At 72.3% G+C, this 17910-nt stretch carries 15 protein-coding genes, 1 pseudogene and 1 riboswitch; of the genes and pseudogenes, 6 read left to right on the top strand and 10 right to left on the bottom strand.

The window, feature by feature from the left end:
• Positions 1–289: 289 nt before the first annotated feature.
• The gene (metH, locus tag FHX44_RS38780) at positions 290–3895 is read right to left on the bottom strand and encodes a methionine synthase (RefSeq protein WP_147260300.1); all 3606 of its coding nucleotides are present in this window, start codon (positions 3893–3895) and stop codon (positions 290–292) included.
• A 22-nt stretch (positions 3896–3917) separates the two neighbouring features.
• Positions 3918–3996: riboswitch (S-adenosyl-L-homocysteine riboswitch) on the bottom strand.
• Between the two features lie 69 nt (positions 3997–4065).
• On the opposite strand from metH, the gene FHX44_RS38785 reads away from it, so the two are divergent.
• The 3 genes from FHX44_RS38785 (at position 4066) to FHX44_RS38795 (ending at position 6522) form a co-directional block, all read left to right on the top strand.
• Positions 4066–4785 (top strand): class I SAM-dependent methyltransferase, encoded by a 720-nt coding sequence (locus tag FHX44_RS38785; RefSeq protein WP_147260301.1) that lies wholly within the window; start codon positions 4066–4068, stop codon positions 4783–4785.
• Positions 4786–5027: 242 nt separating this feature from the next.
• Positions 5028–6020, top strand: coding sequence for a helix-turn-helix domain-containing protein (locus tag FHX44_RS38790; protein WP_147260302.1), 993 nt, complete (start codon positions 5028–5030; stop codon positions 6018–6020).
• 115 nt (positions 6021–6135) lie between these two features.
• Complete coding sequence (locus FHX44_RS38795) at positions 6136–6522, top strand: VOC family protein (RefSeq protein ID WP_147260303.1); 387 nt, start codon at positions 6136–6138, stop codon at positions 6520–6522.
• A gap of 63 nt (positions 6523–6585) precedes the next feature.
• Here the strand turns inward: FHX44_RS38795 and FHX44_RS38800 are convergent, their stop codons facing one another.
• From FHX44_RS38800 to FHX44_RS38830, 7 genes are all read right to left on the bottom strand, one after another.
• Positions 6586–7617, bottom strand: a complete 1032-nt coding sequence (locus FHX44_RS38800; RefSeq protein ID WP_147260304.1) for a uroporphyrinogen decarboxylase family protein — start codon at positions 7615–7617, stop codon at positions 6586–6588.
• Between the two features lie 82 nt (positions 7618–7699).
• Positions 7700–8656 (bottom strand): quinone oxidoreductase family protein, encoded by a 957-nt coding sequence (locus FHX44_RS38805; RefSeq protein ID WP_147260305.1) that lies wholly within the window; start codon positions 8654–8656, stop codon positions 7700–7702.
• Between the two features lie 7 nt (positions 8657–8663).
• Complete coding sequence (locus FHX44_RS38810) at positions 8664–9026, bottom strand: hypothetical protein (RefSeq protein ID WP_147260306.1); 363 nt, start codon at positions 9024–9026, stop codon at positions 8664–8666.
• Positions 9023–9883 (bottom strand): DODA-type extradiol aromatic ring-opening family dioxygenase, encoded by an 861-nt coding sequence (locus FHX44_RS38815; protein ID WP_147260307.1) that lies wholly within the window; start codon positions 9881–9883, stop codon positions 9023–9025. Before FHX44_RS38815 ends, FHX44_RS38810 begins: the two co-directional genes overlap by 4 nt.
• Entirely contained in the window at positions 9876–10682 is an 807-nt protein-coding gene (locus FHX44_RS38820) for a citryl-CoA lyase (protein WP_147260308.1), read from the bottom strand. The genes FHX44_RS38815 and FHX44_RS38820 overlap by 8 nt, the downstream gene beginning before the upstream one ends.
• Positions 10675–11844 (bottom strand): CaiB/BaiF CoA transferase family protein, encoded by a 1170-nt coding sequence (locus tag FHX44_RS38825; RefSeq protein ID WP_147260309.1) that lies wholly within the window; start codon positions 11842–11844, stop codon positions 10675–10677. Before FHX44_RS38825 ends, FHX44_RS38820 begins: the two co-directional genes overlap by 8 nt.
• A gap of 89 nt (positions 11845–11933) precedes the next feature.
• The gene (locus tag FHX44_RS38830) at positions 11934–12740 is read right to left on the bottom strand and encodes an IclR family transcriptional regulator domain-containing protein (RefSeq protein ID WP_147260310.1); all 807 of its coding nucleotides are present in this window, start codon (positions 12738–12740) and stop codon (positions 11934–11936) included.
• A 154-nt stretch (positions 12741–12894) separates the two neighbouring features.
• On the opposite strand from FHX44_RS38830, the gene FHX44_RS38835 reads away from it, so the two are divergent.
• Together FHX44_RS38835 and FHX44_RS38840 are read left to right on the top strand one after the other, a co-directional pair.
• On the top strand, positions 12895–14352 hold the full coding sequence (locus FHX44_RS38835; protein ID WP_147260311.1) for an amidohydrolase family protein: 1458 nt from the start codon (positions 12895–12897) through the stop codon (positions 14350–14352).
• Positions 14353–14393: 41 nt separating this feature from the next.
• Positions 14394–15635, top strand: a complete 1242-nt coding sequence (locus FHX44_RS38840; protein WP_147260312.1) for an MFS transporter — start codon at positions 14394–14396, stop codon at positions 15633–15635.
• Positions 15636–15654: 19 nt separating this feature from the next.
• On the opposite strand, the gene FHX44_RS38845 is transcribed toward FHX44_RS38840, so the two are convergent.
• Positions 15655–16542 carry a hypothetical protein gene (locus tag FHX44_RS38845; protein WP_147260314.1) on the bottom strand — a complete coding sequence of 296 codons (888 nt, stop codon included), beginning with the start codon at positions 16540–16542 and terminating at the stop codon, positions 15655–15657.
• A 79-nt stretch (positions 16543–16621) separates the two neighbouring features.
• Between FHX44_RS38845 and FHX44_RS38850 the strand changes: the two genes are divergently transcribed.
• Positions 16622–17512 (top strand): ketopantoate reductase family protein, encoded by an 891-nt coding sequence (locus FHX44_RS38850; RefSeq protein ID WP_147260315.1) that lies wholly within the window; start codon positions 16622–16624, stop codon positions 17510–17512.
• Positions 17513–17583: 71 nt separating this feature from the next.
• Here FHX44_RS38850 and FHX44_RS43640 read toward each other — a convergent pair.
• Positions 17584–17892 (bottom strand): annotated as a pseudogene (locus FHX44_RS43640) (RNA polymerase subunit sigma-24); the annotation flags it as partial.
• Positions 17893–17910: the final 18 nt, after the last annotated feature.

Consider the following 17910-nt stretch of genomic DNA (forward strand, 5'->3'; position numbering starts at 1 on the left):
CGGCCGCCCGAGCGACCACGCCATTCGGTAGTGATCCCAACCCAGCCACGCACACCACGTACGGATTCGATGTGAGTCGGCGAGCCCACCACGAGAGCACAGCAACGCCGACACCGTTCGGCCCGAGCCGGGAACGGCGCGCCCACGCAACCCCCGTCCCCCGCGACCGCCTCGAGCGTTCCGCGGAACGCGCAAGTTCGGACCGGCCACCGCCCTCCTCGAACCCGCCCGGCGAGATCGCACAACACCTTGTTCACCTACGACGACCGACGAATCCGGACCTACTCATCTAGTCCAGGTTCGGCCGCAGCCAGTCCTCGACCTCCGACTGCGGGAGCATGCGGCGTTCGGCGTAGTCGCGCAGCTGGTCGGCCCCGATGCGCCCGACGGTGAAGTACCGCGAGTCCGGGTGGGCGAAAATCAGCCCGCTGACGCTCGCGGCAGGCGTCATCGCGTACGACGTGGTGAGGCCGATGCCGGCGCGCTCGGCGCCGAGCAGCTCGAAAAGCTCCTTCTTGAGGCTGTGGTCAGGGCTCGCCGGGTAGCCGAGAGCGGGCCGGATGCCGCGGAAGCGCTCGGCATGCAGGTCGGCGAGGGCCGGGTCGGCGTCCGGCTCGAACCAGGCCCGCCGGGCCTCCAGGTGCACCTGCTCGGCGAACGCCTCGGCCAGCCGGTCGGCCAGTGCCTTGACCATGATCGCCCGGTAGTCGTCGTGCTCGGCCTCGAACCGGGCGGCGAGCTGGTCCGCGCCGTGCACGGAGACGGCGAAGCCGCCGAGGTGGTCGCCGGCCGGTGCGACGTAGTCGGCGAGGCAGCGGTTGGCCCGGCCCTCCGGCTTCACCGTCTGCTGGCGCAGCATCGGGAAGCGCACCTCGTCAGGACCGGCCACGACGATGTCGTCGCCGTCGGCGTGGGCAGGCCAGAAGCCGTACACCCCCCTGGCCTGGAGCGACGCGTCCGCGACGATCTCGTCGAGGAGCCGGTTGCCGTCGTCGAACAGCTCGCGGGCGGCCGGCTCGTCGAGGATCGCGGGGAACTTCCCCTTCAGCTCCCACGCGAGGAAGAAGAACTGCCAGTCGATGAACTCCCGCAGCACCTCGAGCGTCGGGGTGACCGTGCGGACACCGGTGAACGCGGGCACCGGCAGGTCGTCGAACGCCACCTCCTCGCGGTTTGCCCGCGCCTGCGCGATGTTGAGCATCGGCCGCTTCTGGCGGGCCGCGTGCTGGACGCGCAGCCGCTCCTGCTCGACGCGGTTGTCGGCGTCCAGCTGCTCCGCGCGCTCGGGGTCGAGCAGCTGCGACACCACGCCCGTCACCCGGGACGCGTCGAGCACGTGGACGGTGCTCGAGGCGTACTCGGGGGCGATCCGCACGGCGGTGTGCTGGCGCGAGGTGGTGGCCCCGCCGATGAGCAGCGGCAGCTTGAGGCCGCGCCGCTGCATCTCCTGCGCCACGCCGACCATCTCGTCCAGCGAGGGCGTGATCAGCCCGGACAGGCCGACGACGTCGGCGCCCTCGGCCACGGCGGTGTCCAGGACGACGCTCGCCGGCACCATCACGCCGAGGTCGATCACCTCGTAGTTGTTGCAAGCGAGCACGACGCCGACGATGTTCTTGCCGATGTCGTGCACGTCGCCCTTGACCGTGGCGAGCACGACCTTGCCCTGCCCGCGGTCCTCCTGCACCTGCCCGGAGAGGCGCAGCCGCTCCTTCTCCGCCTCCATGAACGGTTCCAGGTAGGCGACGGCGCGCTTCATCACCCGCGCGCTCTTCACCACCTGCGGGAGGAACATCTTCCCCGCGCCGAAGAGATCGCCGACGACCTTCATGCCGTCCATCAGCGGACCCTCGATCACGTCCAGCGGCCGGGCGGCCTCTGCGCGGGCCTCCTCCGTGTCGGCCTCGACGAAGTCGACGATGCCGTGCACGAGTGCGTGGGACAGCCGCTGCGCCACCGGGGCCTCGCGCCACGACAGGTCGACCTCGCGCTTCGTCCCGGACCCGGTGACGGTGCCCGCGAACGTGACCAGCCGGTCGGTGGCGTCCTCACGCCGGTCGAACAGCACGTCCTCGACCAGCTCCAGCAGGTCGGCGGGGATGTCCTGGTACACCGCGAGCTGGCCGGCGTTGACGATGCCCATGTCCAGGCCGGCCTGCACCGCGTGGAACAGGAACGCGGAGTGGATCGCCTCCCGCACCACGTCGTTGCCCCGGAAGGAGAACGACAGGTTCGAGATCCCGCCGGACGTCCGCGCCCCCGGGCAACGCTGCTTGATCAGCGGCAGCGCGTCGAGGAACGCCTTCGCGTAGCCGTTGTGCTCGGCCATCCCGGTGGCCACGGCCAGCACGTTGGGGTCGAACACGATGTCTTCCGGCGGGAAGCCGACCTCGCGGGTGAGCAGGTCGTAGGCCCGCCCGCAGATCGCGACCTTGCGCTCGGCGGTGTCGGCCTGGCCCTTCTCGTCGAACGCCATCACGACGACGCCCGCGCCGTAGCCGCGGATGCGGCGGGCGTGGTCGAGGAAGACCTCCTCGCCCTCCTTCAGGCTGATCGAGTTGACGATCCCCTTGCCCTGCACGCACTTCAGCCCGGCCTCGAGCACGCTCCACTTGGAGCTGTCGATCATGACGGGCACCCGGGCCGCCTCGGGCTCGGTGGCGATCAGGTTGAGGAACGTGGTCATCTCCTGCTCGCTCTCGAGCAGGTCGGCGTCCATGTTGACGTCGATGATGTTGGCCCCGCCGCGCACCTGCTCCAGGGCCACGTCGACGGCGGCCTGGTGGTCGCCTGCCTTGATGAGCCGCCGGAACCGCGCGGAGCCGGTGACGTTGGTGCGCTCGCCGATCATCAGGAACCCGGTGTCCGGCCCGATGGTGAGCGGCTCGAGGCCGCTGAACCGCGCCGTCTCCGGGGGCGCCGCCAGCGTGCGCGGCGCCAGCTCCGACACCGCCGACGCGATCTGCGCGATGTGGTCGGGGGTGGTGCCGCAGCACCCGCCCACGATGTTGACCATCCCCTCGCCCGCGAACTCGCGCAGGAGCCCTGCGGTCTCGTCGGGGGTCTGGTCGTAGCCGCCGAAGGCGTTCGGCAGGCCCGCGTTGGGGTGGCAGGCGACGTAGGTGTCGGCGAAGCGGGCGAGCTCCGCGACGTGCGGGCGCATCTCGGCGGCGCCGAGCGAGCAGTTGACGCCGACGACGAGCGGGTCGGCGTGGCGGACCGAGTTCCAGAACGCCTCGACGGTCTGCCCGGACAGGGTGCGGCCGGAGAGGTCGACGATCGTCACCGAGATCCACAGCGGCAGGTCGGGCGCCACGTCGCGGGCCGCGGCGATCGCGGCCTTCGCGTTGAGCGTGTCGAAGATCGTCTCGACGAGCAGCAGGTCGACCCCGCCCTCGGCGAGCCCTTCGATCTGCTCGGCGTAGCTCGCGCGGACCTCGTCGAAACTCACCGCGCGGTGGGCCGGGTCGTTGACGTCCGGCGAGAGCGACAGGGTGACGTTGAGCGGGCCGATCGAGCCCGCGACGAACCGCCCGCCCGCCTCGTCGGCGGCCTGGCGGGCCAGCTGCGCACCGCGGACGTTCATCTCCCGCACGGCGGCCTGCATCCCGTAGTCGGCCTGGCCGATCGAGGTGGCCGTGAAGGTGTTCGTGGTGGTGATGTCCGCGCCGGCCGCGAGGTAGCGGCGGTGGACGTCGAGCACGACGTCGGGACGGGTGATGTTGAGCAGGTCGGGGTCGCCCGTGACGTCGTGGGAGTGGTCGGCGAACCGGTCGCCGCGGTAGTCGGCGGGGCTCAGGCCCGCGCCCTGCAGCATCGTGCCCCATGCGCCGTCGAGCACGGCGATCCGCTGGTCGAGGAGCTGCACCAGCTCCTTCATGCGACGGTCCGACATCTGCGCACGCCCCCTCCGATGATGACCGGAGGCGCCCTTGCAGCAGATCGAGCCGGGCCGAGCGTGGCGGACTCCCGTCCGTTGCAGCGCCTCTCGACCCGTCGACGAGCCTACCGCGAGCCCACAACTCTAGGCTGCGAACGACAATCGTATTCATTTAGGGGGAGACCGTGGACGGCTACCAGGAGTACGCGGCATCGGGCGAGTACCTGCACCTGCTCAGCCTGCCGGCGTGGCCGGTGCTGCGACCCCGGCTGGCCACAGCGCTCACCGGCGTCGACCCGGACGCCGGGCCCGTGCTCGAACTGGGCGCGGGCACCGGGCTCGGCACGGACGTGCTGCTCGAGACGGTCCCGAACGACGTGCTGGCCGCCGAGCCGTCGGCATCGCTGCGCGGCGTGCTGCTCGCACGGCTCGCCGACCGCGGCACCGACCGCGTCACCGTGTTCCCGGGCGGCGCCACCGAGGTGCCGCTACCGGACCGGATCGCCGCGGTCGTCGGGATGCACATGGTGGGACACCTCGCGCCCGCCGACCGGAAGCGGCTGTGGACCGCGGTGGCCGAGCGGCTCGCGCCGGGCGGCCCGGTGGTGCTGAACGTGCAGCCACCGGGTGCGGCCGAGCCGGTGGCCGAGTGGCCGTGGATCGGCGTCACCGTGGGCGGGCTGGCCTACGAGGGCACCGGGAGCGCCGAGCCGACCGGACCGGACTCGGTGCGCTGGCGGATGCGCTACCGCACCCGACGCGGCGACACCGTGCTCGCCGAGACGAGCGCCGACTACGACTGGTGGATCATCAGCGCAGAGCGCCTCGCCGCCGAACTGGCGGACGCCGCACTCGACGCGAGCGTGGACGAGGACCTGGTCATCGGGAGGAAGCCGCCGCTCTGACCACCGGGGCCGCGGGCCGGCCCCCGGCGCCCGGCCGGGCGCGCCGGGGAGGCGCGGCGAGACCGTGCCGGATGGCGTGGCCGGCATCGATGCCGTAGGCGAAGTCCGCCGCGACCGTCGCGAGGCGACGGAGGGCCTTCACGAGCGATCCACCGTTCGTCCGGTTCTGCATGCCTCGACCCTGCGCCGCTCCGGCGGCGGAGCACAGTGGCGCTGACGACTCCTATCGTTAACATATCGCCATGCGTGATCCGAGCTCGGTCGCCGTACTCGCCTACGACGGGATGTCGGCCTTCGAGACCGGCATCGTCACCGAGGTGTTCGGCATCTCGTGGCCCGAGATCGACGTCCCCTGGTACGCGCTGACGATCTGCACCGAGACCGCCGAACCGGTCCGGATGATCGGCGGCGCCACGCTGCACACGCCGCACGGCCTCGACGTGCTGGCCGACGCCGGCACGGTGATCGTCCCCAGCGTGGCCGACCCGGAGCGGGCTCCGTCCGCACGGGTCGTCGCCGCACTGCGGCAGGCGCACGACGACGGGGCCCGGCTGGTGTCCATCTGCACCGGCGCGTTCGCGCTGGCCGGGGCCGGCCTGCTCGACGGGCGGAGGGCCACCACGCACTGGCGTCACAGCGACCTGCTGCGCCGCCGCCACCCGAGGGTCGAGGTCGATCCCGCACCGCTGTACGTCGACGACGGCGACGTGCTGACCAGCGCCGGCTGCGCGGCCGGTCTGGACCTGTGCATCCACCTCGTGCGCCGCGACCACGGCGCGGCGGTGGCGAACGCCGTCGCCCGCAGGTTGGTGATCCCACCGCACCGCGAAGGCGGGCAGGCCCAGTACATCGAGGGCCCGGTCGTGGACGATCCCGAGGACAACCGGATCGCCCACAGCATGACCTGGATGCTGGAGAACCTCCACCGGCCGATCACGCTCGACCAGCTCGCCGAGCGCACCCACATGTCGGCGCGCAGCTACCTGCGCCGGTTCCAGCGGTGCACCGGCACCAGCCCGATCAGGTGGCTCATCGCCCGCCGCGTCCAGGCGAGCCTGCCCCTGCTCGAGCGCACCGATCTCGGAGTGGAGCAGATCGCCGCCGCGGTCGGGTTCGAGACCCCGGTGACCTTCCGCCACCACTTCTCCCGCGCGATGCGCACCTCGCCGTCGGCCTACCGCCGCGCCTTCCACCCGCGCGAGTCCGCCCGCCTTCCGGCCGCCGACGCCGGATAGCGCAGGGGCGACCTGCTGTTCCCTCCCGTCCGCACACGGTTGAGGAGCTCGTTTCGGACACTGGGATTAGCGTGTGGTCCTTGGCGGATCCGCTATTCGACCGGGAGGTCCCGACGTGGTCAGCAAGTTCACCGAGCTTGCGATCGACTGTGCCGATCCCCACGGTCTCGCCCGTTTCTGGTGTGCAGTCCTCGACTACGAGGTGCAGGACGAGGACGAGGCAATCGTGACGATCGGTTCCCCTCTCGTGCCTGAAGGCAAGAACCGGCTCGGCCCGGTGCCACCGACGTTGACCTTCGCGCGCGTGCCCGAGGGCAAGACCGTCAAGAACAGGCTCCACATCGACGTCAACCCGACCGACAGGGAGCAGGACGACGAGGTCCGTCGCCTGCTCGACCTCGGCGCTCGACACGCCGACGTCGGTCAGGGGGATGTGAGCTGGGTCGTACTCGCCGACCCGGAAGGGAACGAGTTCTGCGTCCTCGCAGGCCGCCACCCCTGATCAGGGGCCGCACACCGCGGCGGACCTACTTCAGGCTGGGGTGTGGCTCGCCTGAACGGGATCTCACCCCACCTCGTCCCGCAGCACCCGCGCCGCCCCGGCCAGCGCGCGCATCTTCCCGAACGCGGAGTCGCGCGGCAGGTACTTCATGCCGCAGTCGGGAGCGAGGACGAGCTGCTCCGGCCGGATGTGGTCGAACGCCCGGCGAGCCCTGGCCGCGACCGTCTCGACGCTCTCGACCTCCGGCGTGGACAGGTCCAGCACACCGAGGATGATCGTCTTGTCGGTGAGGTCGGAGAGCACGCCGAGGTCGAGCCCCGACTGCGCGGTCTCGATCGAGATCTGGTCGGCGGAGCACCCGGCGAGCTCCGGGAGGAACGAGTAGCCCTCCGGCCGCTCGTGGATGATCGCGGCGTAGCCGAAGCAGATGTGCACCGCAGTGGTCCCGGTGACGCCCTCGAGGGCCGCGTTCAGCGCCTTCAGCCCGTAGGCGCGCGCGGCGTCCGGTCGGGCCTGCATGTACGGCTCGTCGAGCTGCACGATGTCGGCACCCGCCGCGAACAAGTCCTTGACCTCGGCGTTCACGGCCACTGCGTAGTCCATCGCCGCGGCCTCGGCGTCCGGGTAGTGGTCGTTCTGCGCCTGCTGCGACATCGTGAACGGCCCGGGCACCGTCATCTTGATCGTCCGGTCGGTGTGGGCCCGCAGGAACCGCAGGTCGGCCACCTCCACCGGCCGGGGGCGCGTGATCGGGCCGGCGATCCGGGGCACGGGGTTGGGGTGGCCGCTGCGGTCGAGCGCGGTGCCGGGGTTGTCGATGTCGACGCCCTCGAGCGCCGTGGCGAAGTGGTTGCTGTAGCTCTCGCGGCGGATCTCCCCGTCGGTGAGGATGTCGAGCCCCGCCTCCTCCTGCAGGCGGATCGCGACGACCGTGGCGTCGTCCTGCGCCTCGGCGAGGTGCTCGGGCGGGATGCGCCACAGCTCCTTGGCCCGCACGCGGGGCGGGAACCGGCCGGCGAGCTTCGAGCGGTCGATCAGCCACTCGGGCTGGGCGTAGCTTCCGACAAGGGACGTCGGCAGCAGCGGCAACGACACGGTGCCTCCTCGGGTGCGATCGATACAGCGGGTACGTGGGCGAGCTTGCGAGCGAACCGATCGGACAGCCGGACGAAGAGCCTCACCGGATCGTCAGGACGATCCGGCCTGCGGCCCCGCCGCCGGCCTGCCGCTGCCAGGCCGCGCCCGCGTCCGCGAGCGGCACGACCTCGTGGGCGACGGTGAGCGCGCCCCGGACGGCGTGCTCGGCGACCACCGTGACGGCAGCGGCCCGCTGCTCGCGCGTGAGGGCGTTGTTGGTGTAGCCGAGCAGGCGCAGCGACCGGCTGCGCAGGGTCGACGAGTCGATCGGGCAGGTCTCCGACGCCGAGCTGCCGAGGTTCACCAGGCGCCCGTGCGGGCGGAGCGCGCGGGCCGCCGCGGCGGCCGGTGCCCCGTACAGCGGGTCGAGCACGAGGTCGACGGGCCCGTCCGCCGCCGCGGTGAACCGCCGGGCGAGCTCGTCGACGTCGTCGGTGTCCAGGGCGACGACGGCATCCGCGCCCGCCTTCCCGGCCCGCGCCTGTGCGGCCTGGGACCGGGCGCCTGCGATCACCCGGCGCGCACCGGCGGCGCGCGCGAGCTGCACGGCGGCCTGCCCGACCACTCCACCGGCTCCGAGGACGATCACCTGCTCGCCGGCCGCGAGCTCGCCGCGCCAGGTGAGCGCCATGTGCGCGGCCACCGCCGACAGCCCGAGCGCCGCGACCTCCACGGGGTCGACACCCGCGGGCAGCGGGACGAGGTCCGCCTCGGGCACGGCGGCCCGCTCGGCCATGCTCCCGTCCCCGGGAGCCATCCCGGCCGACGTCGGGAACCACACCACCCGGTCACCGGCCCGTCCCACGCCCTGCACGCCCGGGATGTAGGGGGTGGCCGGCATCCCGAAGTACGAGGTGCCGGTGGCGCACAGCAGATCGAGCGGGGTGATCGGCGCGGCCAGCACGTCGACCAGCACGTGACCCTCGGCGGCCACGGGCGGCTCCCGGTCGGCCACCACCGGCGGCCGGCCGGGCTCGACGACCTGGGCAGCCCTCATGTGACCCTCATGTGGCGATGTCGGGGTAGGGCAGGGAGAAGTGGGCGAGCTTGCGGGCGTACTCCTTCTGGAACCCGAGCGGCTCCTCGTGGTCGCGCTCGAACATCGCGATGAACAGCGTCAACGTCAGGAACGGGTGCGCGCCCAGCTCGAACAGCTTCGGGTAGTCGTGCCCTGCGAGAGCTTCGCGCTCGACGTCGTCGAAGGCGAGCCACGTGCTCTTCTCGCCGTCGATGCAGTTCAGGATGCGGCCCGCCTCCTCGGCCTCCCACCACGCCACGGTGCCCACCGGGTCGGCCCGGTAGCGCTCCACGAGGTCCGGGTCGCGGTCGACGGTGAACAGGAACTTGTTCAGCAGGTACTTGCTCACTTCGCACCACCCGGGTACCAGGTGAAGTAGGCCTCCATCGTGTGGAACAGGTCGTAGGTGTCGACGTAGTCGGCCTTCCGCCCCTCCCCCGCCACGCCCATCATCAGCATGAAGTCCATGAACCCGTGGGTGGCGTTGCCGGGGGCGTGCAGGCTGTCCAGCGTCACCTCGGACAGGCAGCCCTCGATGTCACCCGAGGAGATCCACTCCACGGCCTTCTGGTCGAACTGAGGGTCCGGGCCGTGCGGGCCGAACTGGCGGGGCCCGCCCAGCTCCAGCGACAGGTGCCCGGTGCCGATCACCGCCACCCGCTGGTCCGAGGGCCACGACTCCACCAGCTCGCGGATCGTGCGCCCCAGCTGCACGAACCGCTTCGGCTGCGGCAGCGGCGGCGCGAAGATGTTGGTGTAGACCGGCACGATCGGCAGATCCGCCTCCGGCCGCAGCGTGATGATCGGGCACGTGATCGAGTGGTCGATCCGCAGCTCGTTCGAGAACGCCAGGTCGAACCCGGCGTCCAGGCCCTCCCGCAGGATGTAGGCGGACAGGTCCTCCTGGCCCTGCAGCCGCATCCGGGGCAGCCCGAACTCGCGCTCCTCGTTGTACCAGTTGGCGTCGTAGACCGGCGCCTTGCCGACCAGGAACTGCGGCATGTTGTCCAACCACAGCTGGTGGAAGTGGTCGGAGCCGACCATCACGAGCACGTCGGGCCGGGCCCGCGTGAGCGTCTCCCGGAACGCCTCCACCTTGCGCACCCACTCGTCCGCGAACGGCGGGCGGTCCTCACCGGTCGAGGTGCTGGCGCGGTAGTAGAAGGGGTGGTGGGTGGACGCGATCACCGCGACCAGTTCAGCCACGTGGACCTCCGGGTTCGTACGGATCGGGCGCGACGGACCGGTTGTTCAGGTCCACCGACAGGAAGATGTCGTTGGCCACCGGGTGGCGAAGCTCCTCGGCGAGCTGCCCGATGAGCCCCGCCGTGCGCGCGAGCAGCGCGAACCCGCGCAGCAGCTCGAGCGGCAGACCCAGGTCGGCCAGGGCCGCGCCGCAGACGCCCGCGCCGTTCAGCGGGAGCGTGCGCCCCAGCACCTCCGGGTGGACGCGCCCGATCGCGGCGAACAGCGAGAGGTGTGGCCCGAACAGGCCTTCCTCACGGGCGATCTGCATGAGGCGCGGCGTGCGCGGGTCACCGTTCTTGTGCACGTGGTGGCCCAGCCCGGGGACGAACTTCTTCGCCGCGCGCTGGTCCCGGACCGTCTGCAGCGCGACCGCGTCCCAGCCGGCGTCGTCGACGGGGAGATCCTCGAGCCCGGCCAGCACGTCGTGCAGGAACCGCCCGGTGTCCTCGGTGACGCCGAGGAACCGCGATCCGCCACCGAGCAGCCCGGCCGCGAGCGCGCCCTGCACGGAGTCGGGCGCCGAGAGGTAGGTGAGCCGGGTGACGATCGCGGTCGGCGTGTAGCCGTGGTCGGCGAGCGCGGCCAGGACGGCCTCGAACACCCGCGTCTCACCCTTCGTCGGGCGCCGCTGCGTGGCGAGCCAGAACGACAGCTCGCCGAACCCGACATTGCCCATGACGTCATCGGCCAGGTCCTTGCCCAGCAGCGTGATCTTCTCCAGGCCCGAGGCCCCGAGGGCGGTGCGGTACTCAGGCATGCGCGTCATCCTGGGGAGTCGAGAGCCATTTGCGCAGCTCCGCGCCGTGCTCGTCCAGCTCCGGCGGGGGCAGCCGGTAGCCGGCCGGGGTGGCGGAGAACCGGATCGGGTGCCGGGTGGTGGGCATGGCCCGCTCCCCCTCGCCCGCCTGGACGACCGGGGCGAGCCCGAACCGCTCGGCCATCGCGAACCCGCCGTCGATCGTCTGGATCGGCCCGCACGGCACCCCGACGGCCACCAGCGCCTCGAACCACTCCACCGCCCCGCGCCGCGCCAGCCGCTCCAACAGGAGCGGACGCAGCTCCTCCCGGTTGGCGGTGCGGTCGACGTTGCGGGCGAACCGCGGGTCGTCCGCCACCTCCGGGATGCCGAGCACCTCGCACAGCTTGCGGAACTGCCGGTCGTTGGCCGCGGCGATGATGATGTCGTCGTCGGCCGTCGGCAGCGGCTCGTACGGGAACACGCTCGGGTGCGCGTTGCCCATCCGGAACGGCACCGTTCCCCCGGCCACGTACGCCGAGCTGTGGTTCACCAGCCCGGTGAGCGCCGAGGACAGCAGGTTCACCTCGACGAGCTGGCCCTCGCCGGACCGGTCGCGGTGGCGCAGCGCGGCGAGGATGCCGATCAGCGCGTGGTTGCCGGCCATCACGTCGAACACCGAGATCCCGGCCCGGTACGGCGGACCGTCCGGGTCGCCGGTGAGGCTCATCAGCCCCGACATCGCCTGCACCATGAGGTCGTAGCCCGGGACGTGGCTGCCCTTCCCGGCACCGAAACCCGTGATCGAGCTGTAGATCACGCCCGGGTTGGCACCCCGGACCGTCTCGTAGTCGAGGCCGTAGCGGGCGAGGCCGCCCGGCTTGAAGTTCTCGATCAGCACGTCGGCGCGCCGCGCCAGCTCACGGGCCACCTGGGCGTCGGCCTCGTCGCGCAGGTCGAGCGCGATCGAGCGCTTCCCCCGGTTGATCCCGAGGTAGTAGGTGGAGACGCCGTCGCGTTCCGGGGGGATCCAGGTGCGCGTGTCGTCACCCGCCGGACCCTCGACCTTGATCACGTCGGCGCCCATGTCGGCCAGCAGCATCGTGGCGTACGGGCCGGCCAGGATGCGGGAGAAGTCCGCGACCAGGATCCCGGCCAGCGGCCCCGCCGCGGTCTCGACCATTCAGCACCCTTCTGTCCGTGCAACGGACAGGCGTCCGTCGCCGCGATCCTTCTCCGGTGCGGCGACGCGCGTCAAGCCCGTCCGGGCCGTCAGGAGGCGGTGACGGTGACGTGCGGGACGGTGTCCAGGCGCGCGAAGTCCGCGCTGATCTCCCCCGCGGCCTGCAGCAGCAGCGGGAGGTGGTGTTCCAGGAGTCGCTCCACCGACGTCTCCGCGGCGTGGCAGTTCACGTTGACCCCGGCGATCACCCGGCCCGAGCCGTCGCGCAGCGGCGCGGCGATCGACCGGATACCCAGAGCGAGCTGCTCGTCGGTGAGCGCCCAGCCGCGGGCCCTGACCTCGCGCAGCACCGCGTCGCGCTCGGCGCGGTCGGGCTGCCAGCGCGGCACGAGGCCGGAGCGCGTGGGCTCGGCGAGCACCCGCTCCAGCTCGTCAGGGGGGAGCGCGGCGAGCTGCACCTTCCCCAGCGACGTCGGAAGCGCCGGGAACCGGGTGCCGATCTGCACCGCGAGCGCGACGATCTTCGGCACGGCCACACGTGCGACGTAGACGATGTCCGAGCCGTCGAGCTGGGCGATGGAACACGACTCGTCGGTGCGGGCGACGAGCCGCTCCAGGTGCGGGCGCGCGACCTCCCACAGACCCATCGACCGCACGTAGGCCACGCCGAGGTCGAGCACCCGCGGGGTGAGGGAGAAGCCGCGCTCGGCCATGCGCACGTAGCCGAGCTCCTCGAGCGTGAGGAGGATCCGCCGCGCTGTCGGGCGGGCGAGACCGGTGGCGGTGGCGACCTCGGCGAGCGTCATCACCGGCCGGCCCGGCCGGAAGGCCGTGATGACCTCGAGCCCCCTGGCGAGCGCCTCGATGAAGTCGGGACCGGTCCCTGCGCGTGGCATCGCACGAGCGTAACCGCCCTGTCCGCGAGGCGGACACCCATGTTCGACGCCGGATCGATCGGAGAGCGGATTGACACCGCACCGCACCTGCACGAAGCTGCGCGTCCAGGGACGTCCGGCACACGGACGTCCGTCCGTCGCAAAGGAGCGCCAGGTGGCGAACCAGCCCAGGCCCGTCGTCCTGCGGGGCGGCACGGTCCTCACCGTCGACGCGGCGCACACGGTGCTCCCCGGCCACGACGTGCTGGTGGCAGGCGAGACGATCGCCGCGATCGGCCCCGGCCTCGCGGTCCCCGACGGCACCGTCGAGATCGACGCCACCGGCGGGATCGTCATGCCGGGCATGATCGACACGCACCGGCACATGTGGCAGACGGCGATGCGCGGGTACGGCGCCGACTGGACGCTCACGCAGTACTTCGTCTGGAACTACCTCGAGTGGGGCAAGGTCTTCCGGCCCGAGGACGTGCACGCGGGCAACCTGCTGTCCGCGCTCGAAGCGCTCGACGCCGGCGTCACTACCACCGTCGACTGGTCGCACGGGCTGCAGAGCCCCGAGCACGCCGACGCAGCCGTCGACGCCTTGGTGTCCGTGCCCGGCCGGTTCGTCCTGGCCTACGGCAACATCCAGGACGCACCCGCGAACTGGACCGCCTCACCCGGGTTCCGCGACTTCGTCTCGCGCCGCTTCCCCGGCGGACGCGGCGACGAGATGCTCGGGTTCCAGCTCGCCTTCGACGTCACCGGCGACCCGGCCTTCCCCGAGAAGCCGGCCTTCGAGGTGGCCCGCGAGCTGGGCGTGCCGGTCACCACGCACGCCGGCGTCTGGGGTGCCACCGGCGACGACGGCATCCGGCTCATGCACGAGCACGGGTTCATGACCCCCGAGACCGTCTACGTGCACGCCGCCTCGCTCTCGCCCGACTCCTACCACCGCATCGCCGCCACCGGCGGCTCCGTCTCGGTGTCCACGGAGAGCGAGCAGAGCGCGGGTCAGGGCTATCCGCCCACCTGGGCGTTGCGCGCGTACGGCATCCCGGTGTCGCTGTCGATGGACACCTCGGTGTGGTGGAGCGCCGACCTGTTCTCCGCCATGCGCGCGACGCTGGGGGCCGACCGCTCGCGTGAGCACATGGAGGCGCACGCGAAGGGCGACACCGTCACCCACTCCTCGCTGCGCGCGGCGCAGGTGGTGGAGTGGGCCACCCGCGGCGGGGCCCGCGCGCTCGGCCGCGAGGACCGGCTGGGCAGCGTCGAGGTCGGCAAGCTCGCCGACCTCGTGCTGATCAGGAACGAGCACTCGCCGGTGATGTTCCCGCTGCTGCACCCGCACGGTCACGTCGCGTTCCAGGCCCAGCGCGGGGACGTGCACACCGTGCTGGTGAACGGCCGGATCGTGAAGACCGACCACCGGCTCGTCGGGGTCGACCTGGCGTCGGCGCGGCACGAGGTGGAGCGCACGGTCGAGTACCTGTGCGCACAGCTCGGCGAGGAGGCCTGGGAGAAGGGGATGAACCCCGACGTCCCGGAGACCAAGATCCTCGACAACCCCTACACCTACACCGACTACCGCAGCGCCAGCACGCACGAGCGCCGGCAGGAGGCCCAGTGACCCAGAATCCGATGGCCCAGGGTCCGATTGCCCAGGGTCCGATGACACAGGGGACCGCACCGGCGCGGGCGGGCACGGTGGCGATCACGCTCGGCTTCGCCGTCCTGTGCCTGTCGTACATGCTCAACGCGATGGACCGGCAGGTGTTCTACCCGCTGGTCCCGGAGATCCGCGAGGAGTTCGGCTTCTCGCTCGACCAGGCGGGCCTGCTCGCCACCGGTTTCACGCTCGGCCTCGCGCTCACCGGGGTGCCGGCCGGCTACCTGCTCGACCGGATGTCCCGCAAGACGATCGTCGTCGTGAGCGTCGTCGTGTACTCGGCCGGCACGCTCGCCATCCCGCTCGCCGCGGGCTTCCTGGACATGGCCGTCTACCGGCTGGTCTCCGGCGTGGGCGAGGGCGTGCAGGCCACCGCCATCTACGCGATCATCGGTGCCTACTACTTCCACCGCAGGGCCTTCGCAGCCGGGTTCATCGGGGTCGCGTTCGGCCTGGGCGTGTTCCTCGGGCCGGTGATCGGGCAGGGCATGGCCGCCGCATCGGACACGTGGCGCACCCCGTTCTACGTCTTCGGCGCCGCCGGGATGGTCGTGGCGCTGATCCTGCTCGTCACCGTGCCGCGGGCGATGAGCGAGGCCGTGGCGGGCCGCAGCGCCGCAGCCGATGCGGCCGACTACGACCACGTTCCGGCCAGCCCGTACAACCGCAACTCGCTCGCCTTCGCGATCACCTCGGCGGTGTCCGGCCTGGTCTTCTACGGCTTCCTCGGCCTCTACCCGACGTTCCTGCGCGAGGAGCTCGCGTTCGCCCCCGGCGAGGCGGCACTGGCGGCGTCGCTCGTCGGGTTCGGGGCGATGATGGCGCTCCCGGTGGGCTGGCTCGCCGACCGCGTCGACCAGCGGCTGCTCCTCGCGGTCGGCTTCGTGGGCACCGCGGCGTCCGCGCTGCTGGCCTACACCGTGGCCACGGGCGCCGCCGCGCAGTACGTGCTCGCGTTCCTGATCGGGACGTTCGCCAGCGGGGTGCTGTTCACCAACTGCACGACCGTGCTGCAGCGCTCGGTGCGGCCCGAGCACGTCGGGCGCGGGGCGGGGCTGTTCATCCTCACCTACTACGTGGCCGCGGCGGTGTCCGGGCTGATCTTCGCCCGCCTGGTGGCCGGAATCGGCTGGCAGGGCGCCGGCCTGGTGCAGCTCACACTGCTGCCGCTGCTGGGGCTCGCCGCGCTCGTGCTCGTCGACCCGCGGCGGATGCTCCTGCCACCCGCCCTGCGAAAGGCGTGAGCCGCGTTCGTCATGGACGTCAGCCCTGGAGGCCGAGGACGGACACGCACCACCCGTCGGGCTCCTGCTTCATGAACCCGGGCGCCCTGCGCTCCTGCCCGCCGGCGGTGTGCCAGATCTGGAGCGAGCCGTCCCCGTCGCCGAACGTCGTGACCGGGGCGTTGAGCCGCAGCTGCGCACCGTCGGCGATCGTCTGCTCCACGAAGTCGTCCACCTCGTCGGCGGTGGAGCACATGTAGATCCGCGCCTCGGCCTGGTCGCCCGCGTTGACGGCCGCGATGAACGCCTGCGCGCGCCCGGTGGGGCTCGCCGGGTCGGGATCCGGCGGCACCTCGCCTGCCAGCTCGCCGACCGGCGCGAAGCCCATCACGCACACCACCCACGCGCCGTCCTCGTCGACCATCGTCAGCGCGCCCTTGCGGTCCGGCAGCCGCTCGCGCAGCTCGGGCGGCGCCGACGCGAAGGAGATGCTGACGATCGCGACCTGGGCGCCTTCCAGCCCCTCGTCGTAACCGGGGTCGCTGGGCCGCAGCGCCCGCACCTCCTCGAGCGCGAACACCGGGTCCACCGCCGCGACGGCAGCCTCGCTCCTCGGGTCGAAGGGCTCGACGTCGCGGTAGAGGGTCTCCTCCGCGAGCGTCATGTCGCCGTCGTCGGTGGGAGTGCGCCCGTCCCGGCACACGAGCTCGTCCACGAACCGCTGCACGTCGCGCCGGTTGAACGCCGCGACGACGCCGCGCGCGGTGCCGTCGGGTGTGGAGCGGTCGACGGCGGCCGACGGGATGCCCGCGATCTCCTGCCGCATCCATCCCGGCCACGCGAGACCGGTGGCGAGTGCCGCCGCGACCAGCACGATCACCCCGACCAGCAGCAGCACCGGCACTCGACGACCCGATCCCCCGCTCACGGGAGCAGTCTGGCGGGTGCGCCCGGGCCGGACATGGCCGGGCTGACACGATGAGCGGGAACCGGTGGAAGGAGCACACGTGGCGGGGCAGGTCGGGGCGCGGGTCGGGATCCTCGGTGCGGGAGCGGTCGGCGGGATGCTCGCGGTCCTGCTCGCCGAGGCGGGGCACGAGGTCACCGTGCTGGCCTCGGAGCGCACCAGCACGGCGATCAACGTCGGCGGCATCGCGCTGCGCAGCCAGAAGTTCGGCGACCGGCGGGCCCACGTACCCGCGCGCCCGTACCTCACGGCACCGGTCGACGTCCTGTTCGTCGCGGTCAAGGCGCCGGACCTGCTCGCGGCGCTGGGTCGGGTGCCGGCCGCGCTGCTGAGCGACACCGCCGTGGCCCCGCTGCTCAACGGCACCGACCACGTCGCGCTGCTGCGGGCCGCCCTGCCACGGACCGCGGTCGTGCCGATGACGGTGTCGGTGGAGGCCACCCGCACCGCACCCGGCGATATCGAGCACCTCTCGCCGTTCCTCGAGTACGCCCTCGCCGAGGAGCGCGAGCGGGCCCGCGTCGACCCGGAGGACCTGCTGCGCACCACGGGCCTCGACGTCGACGCCTCCGCCCCCGACGAGGCCACGCTGCTGTGGCGCAAGCTCTCCTTCCTCGCACCCCTCGCGTTGCTCACCACCCACGCGCGGCAGCCGGTCGGCCCGGCCCGCGACGCCCACCCCGACCTCCTCGACGGGCTCGTCACCGAGACCGCCGCGGCGGCCGCCACGGCCGGCGCCGAGATCGACCCGGCGGCCGTCGCGAAGCGGATCGCCGGCCTGCCCGCCGGGATGCGCTCGTCGATGCTCAAGGACGCGATCGCAGGCGCCACCCTGGAGCTCGACGCCATCGCCGGGCCGATCCTGCGGGCGCTGCCCGACGGCGCCCCGGTCACGCGCGCGGTCGTCGCGGAGATCGCCGAGGCCCGCTGACCTGGAGCGCCCTGACGAGCTCTGACCTACTGCGCGGCGTCGAGGCCGAACCCGGTCGGTCCCTGGAGGCCTCAGCGACGCAGGGCGGTCTCCCGCTCCAGCTGTGACAATTTCTCGGGATTGCGCACGGCGTAGAGGCCGGTGATGAGGCCATGGTCGATGCGCACCGCCATTAGGGTGTCGATCTTGCCGTCGAGGCGGAGGATCAGTGCCGGGTAGCCGTTGACCTGTGCCGGCTGCAGCGGCGCCACGGCGGCGACCCCGGCAAGCCGGCTCGCGGCCAGCACGCGAGCCACCTCGTCGGCCCCGACCACCGGCGACAGCGCGGCCTGCGCCACCCCGCCGCCGTCGCCCAGGAAGACGACATCCGGCGCCGCGATCAACGGACTGGCGGCGAA

It is taken from the genome of Pseudonocardia hierapolitana (assembly GCF_007994075.1).
GTDB classification, from domain to species: Bacteria; Actinomycetota; Actinomycetes; order Mycobacteriales; family Pseudonocardiaceae; genus Pseudonocardia; species Pseudonocardia hierapolitana.

Bases quoted from the DNA above. Each gene is read 5' to 3' on its own strand.
- FHX44_RS38805 (WP_147260305.1), bottom strand. From the start codon at position 8,656: ATGAGGGCTGCCCAGGTCGTCGAGCCCGGCCGGCCGCCGGTGGTGGCC.
- metH (WP_147260300.1), bottom strand. From the start codon at position 3,895: ATGTCGGACCGTCGCATGAAGGAGCTGGTGCAGCTCCTCGACCAGCGG.
- FHX44_RS38840 (WP_147260312.1), top strand. From the start codon at position 14,394: ATGACACAGGGGACCGCACCGGCGCGGGCGGGCACGGTGGCGATCACG.
- FHX44_RS38830 (WP_147260310.1), bottom strand. From the start codon at position 12,740: ATGCCACGCGCAGGGACCGGTCCCGACTTCATCGAGGCGCTCGCCAGG.
- FHX44_RS38790 (WP_147260302.1), top strand. From the start codon at position 5,028: ATGCGTGATCCGAGCTCGGTCGCCGTACTCGCCTACGACGGGATGTCG.
- FHX44_RS38825 (WP_147260309.1), bottom strand. From the start codon at position 11,844: ATGGTCGAGACCGCGGCGGGGCCGCTGGCCGGGATCCTGGTCGCGGAC.
- FHX44_RS38820 (WP_147260308.1), bottom strand. From the start codon at position 10,682: ATGCCTGAGTACCGCACCGCCCTCGGGGCCTCGGGCCTGGAGAAGATC.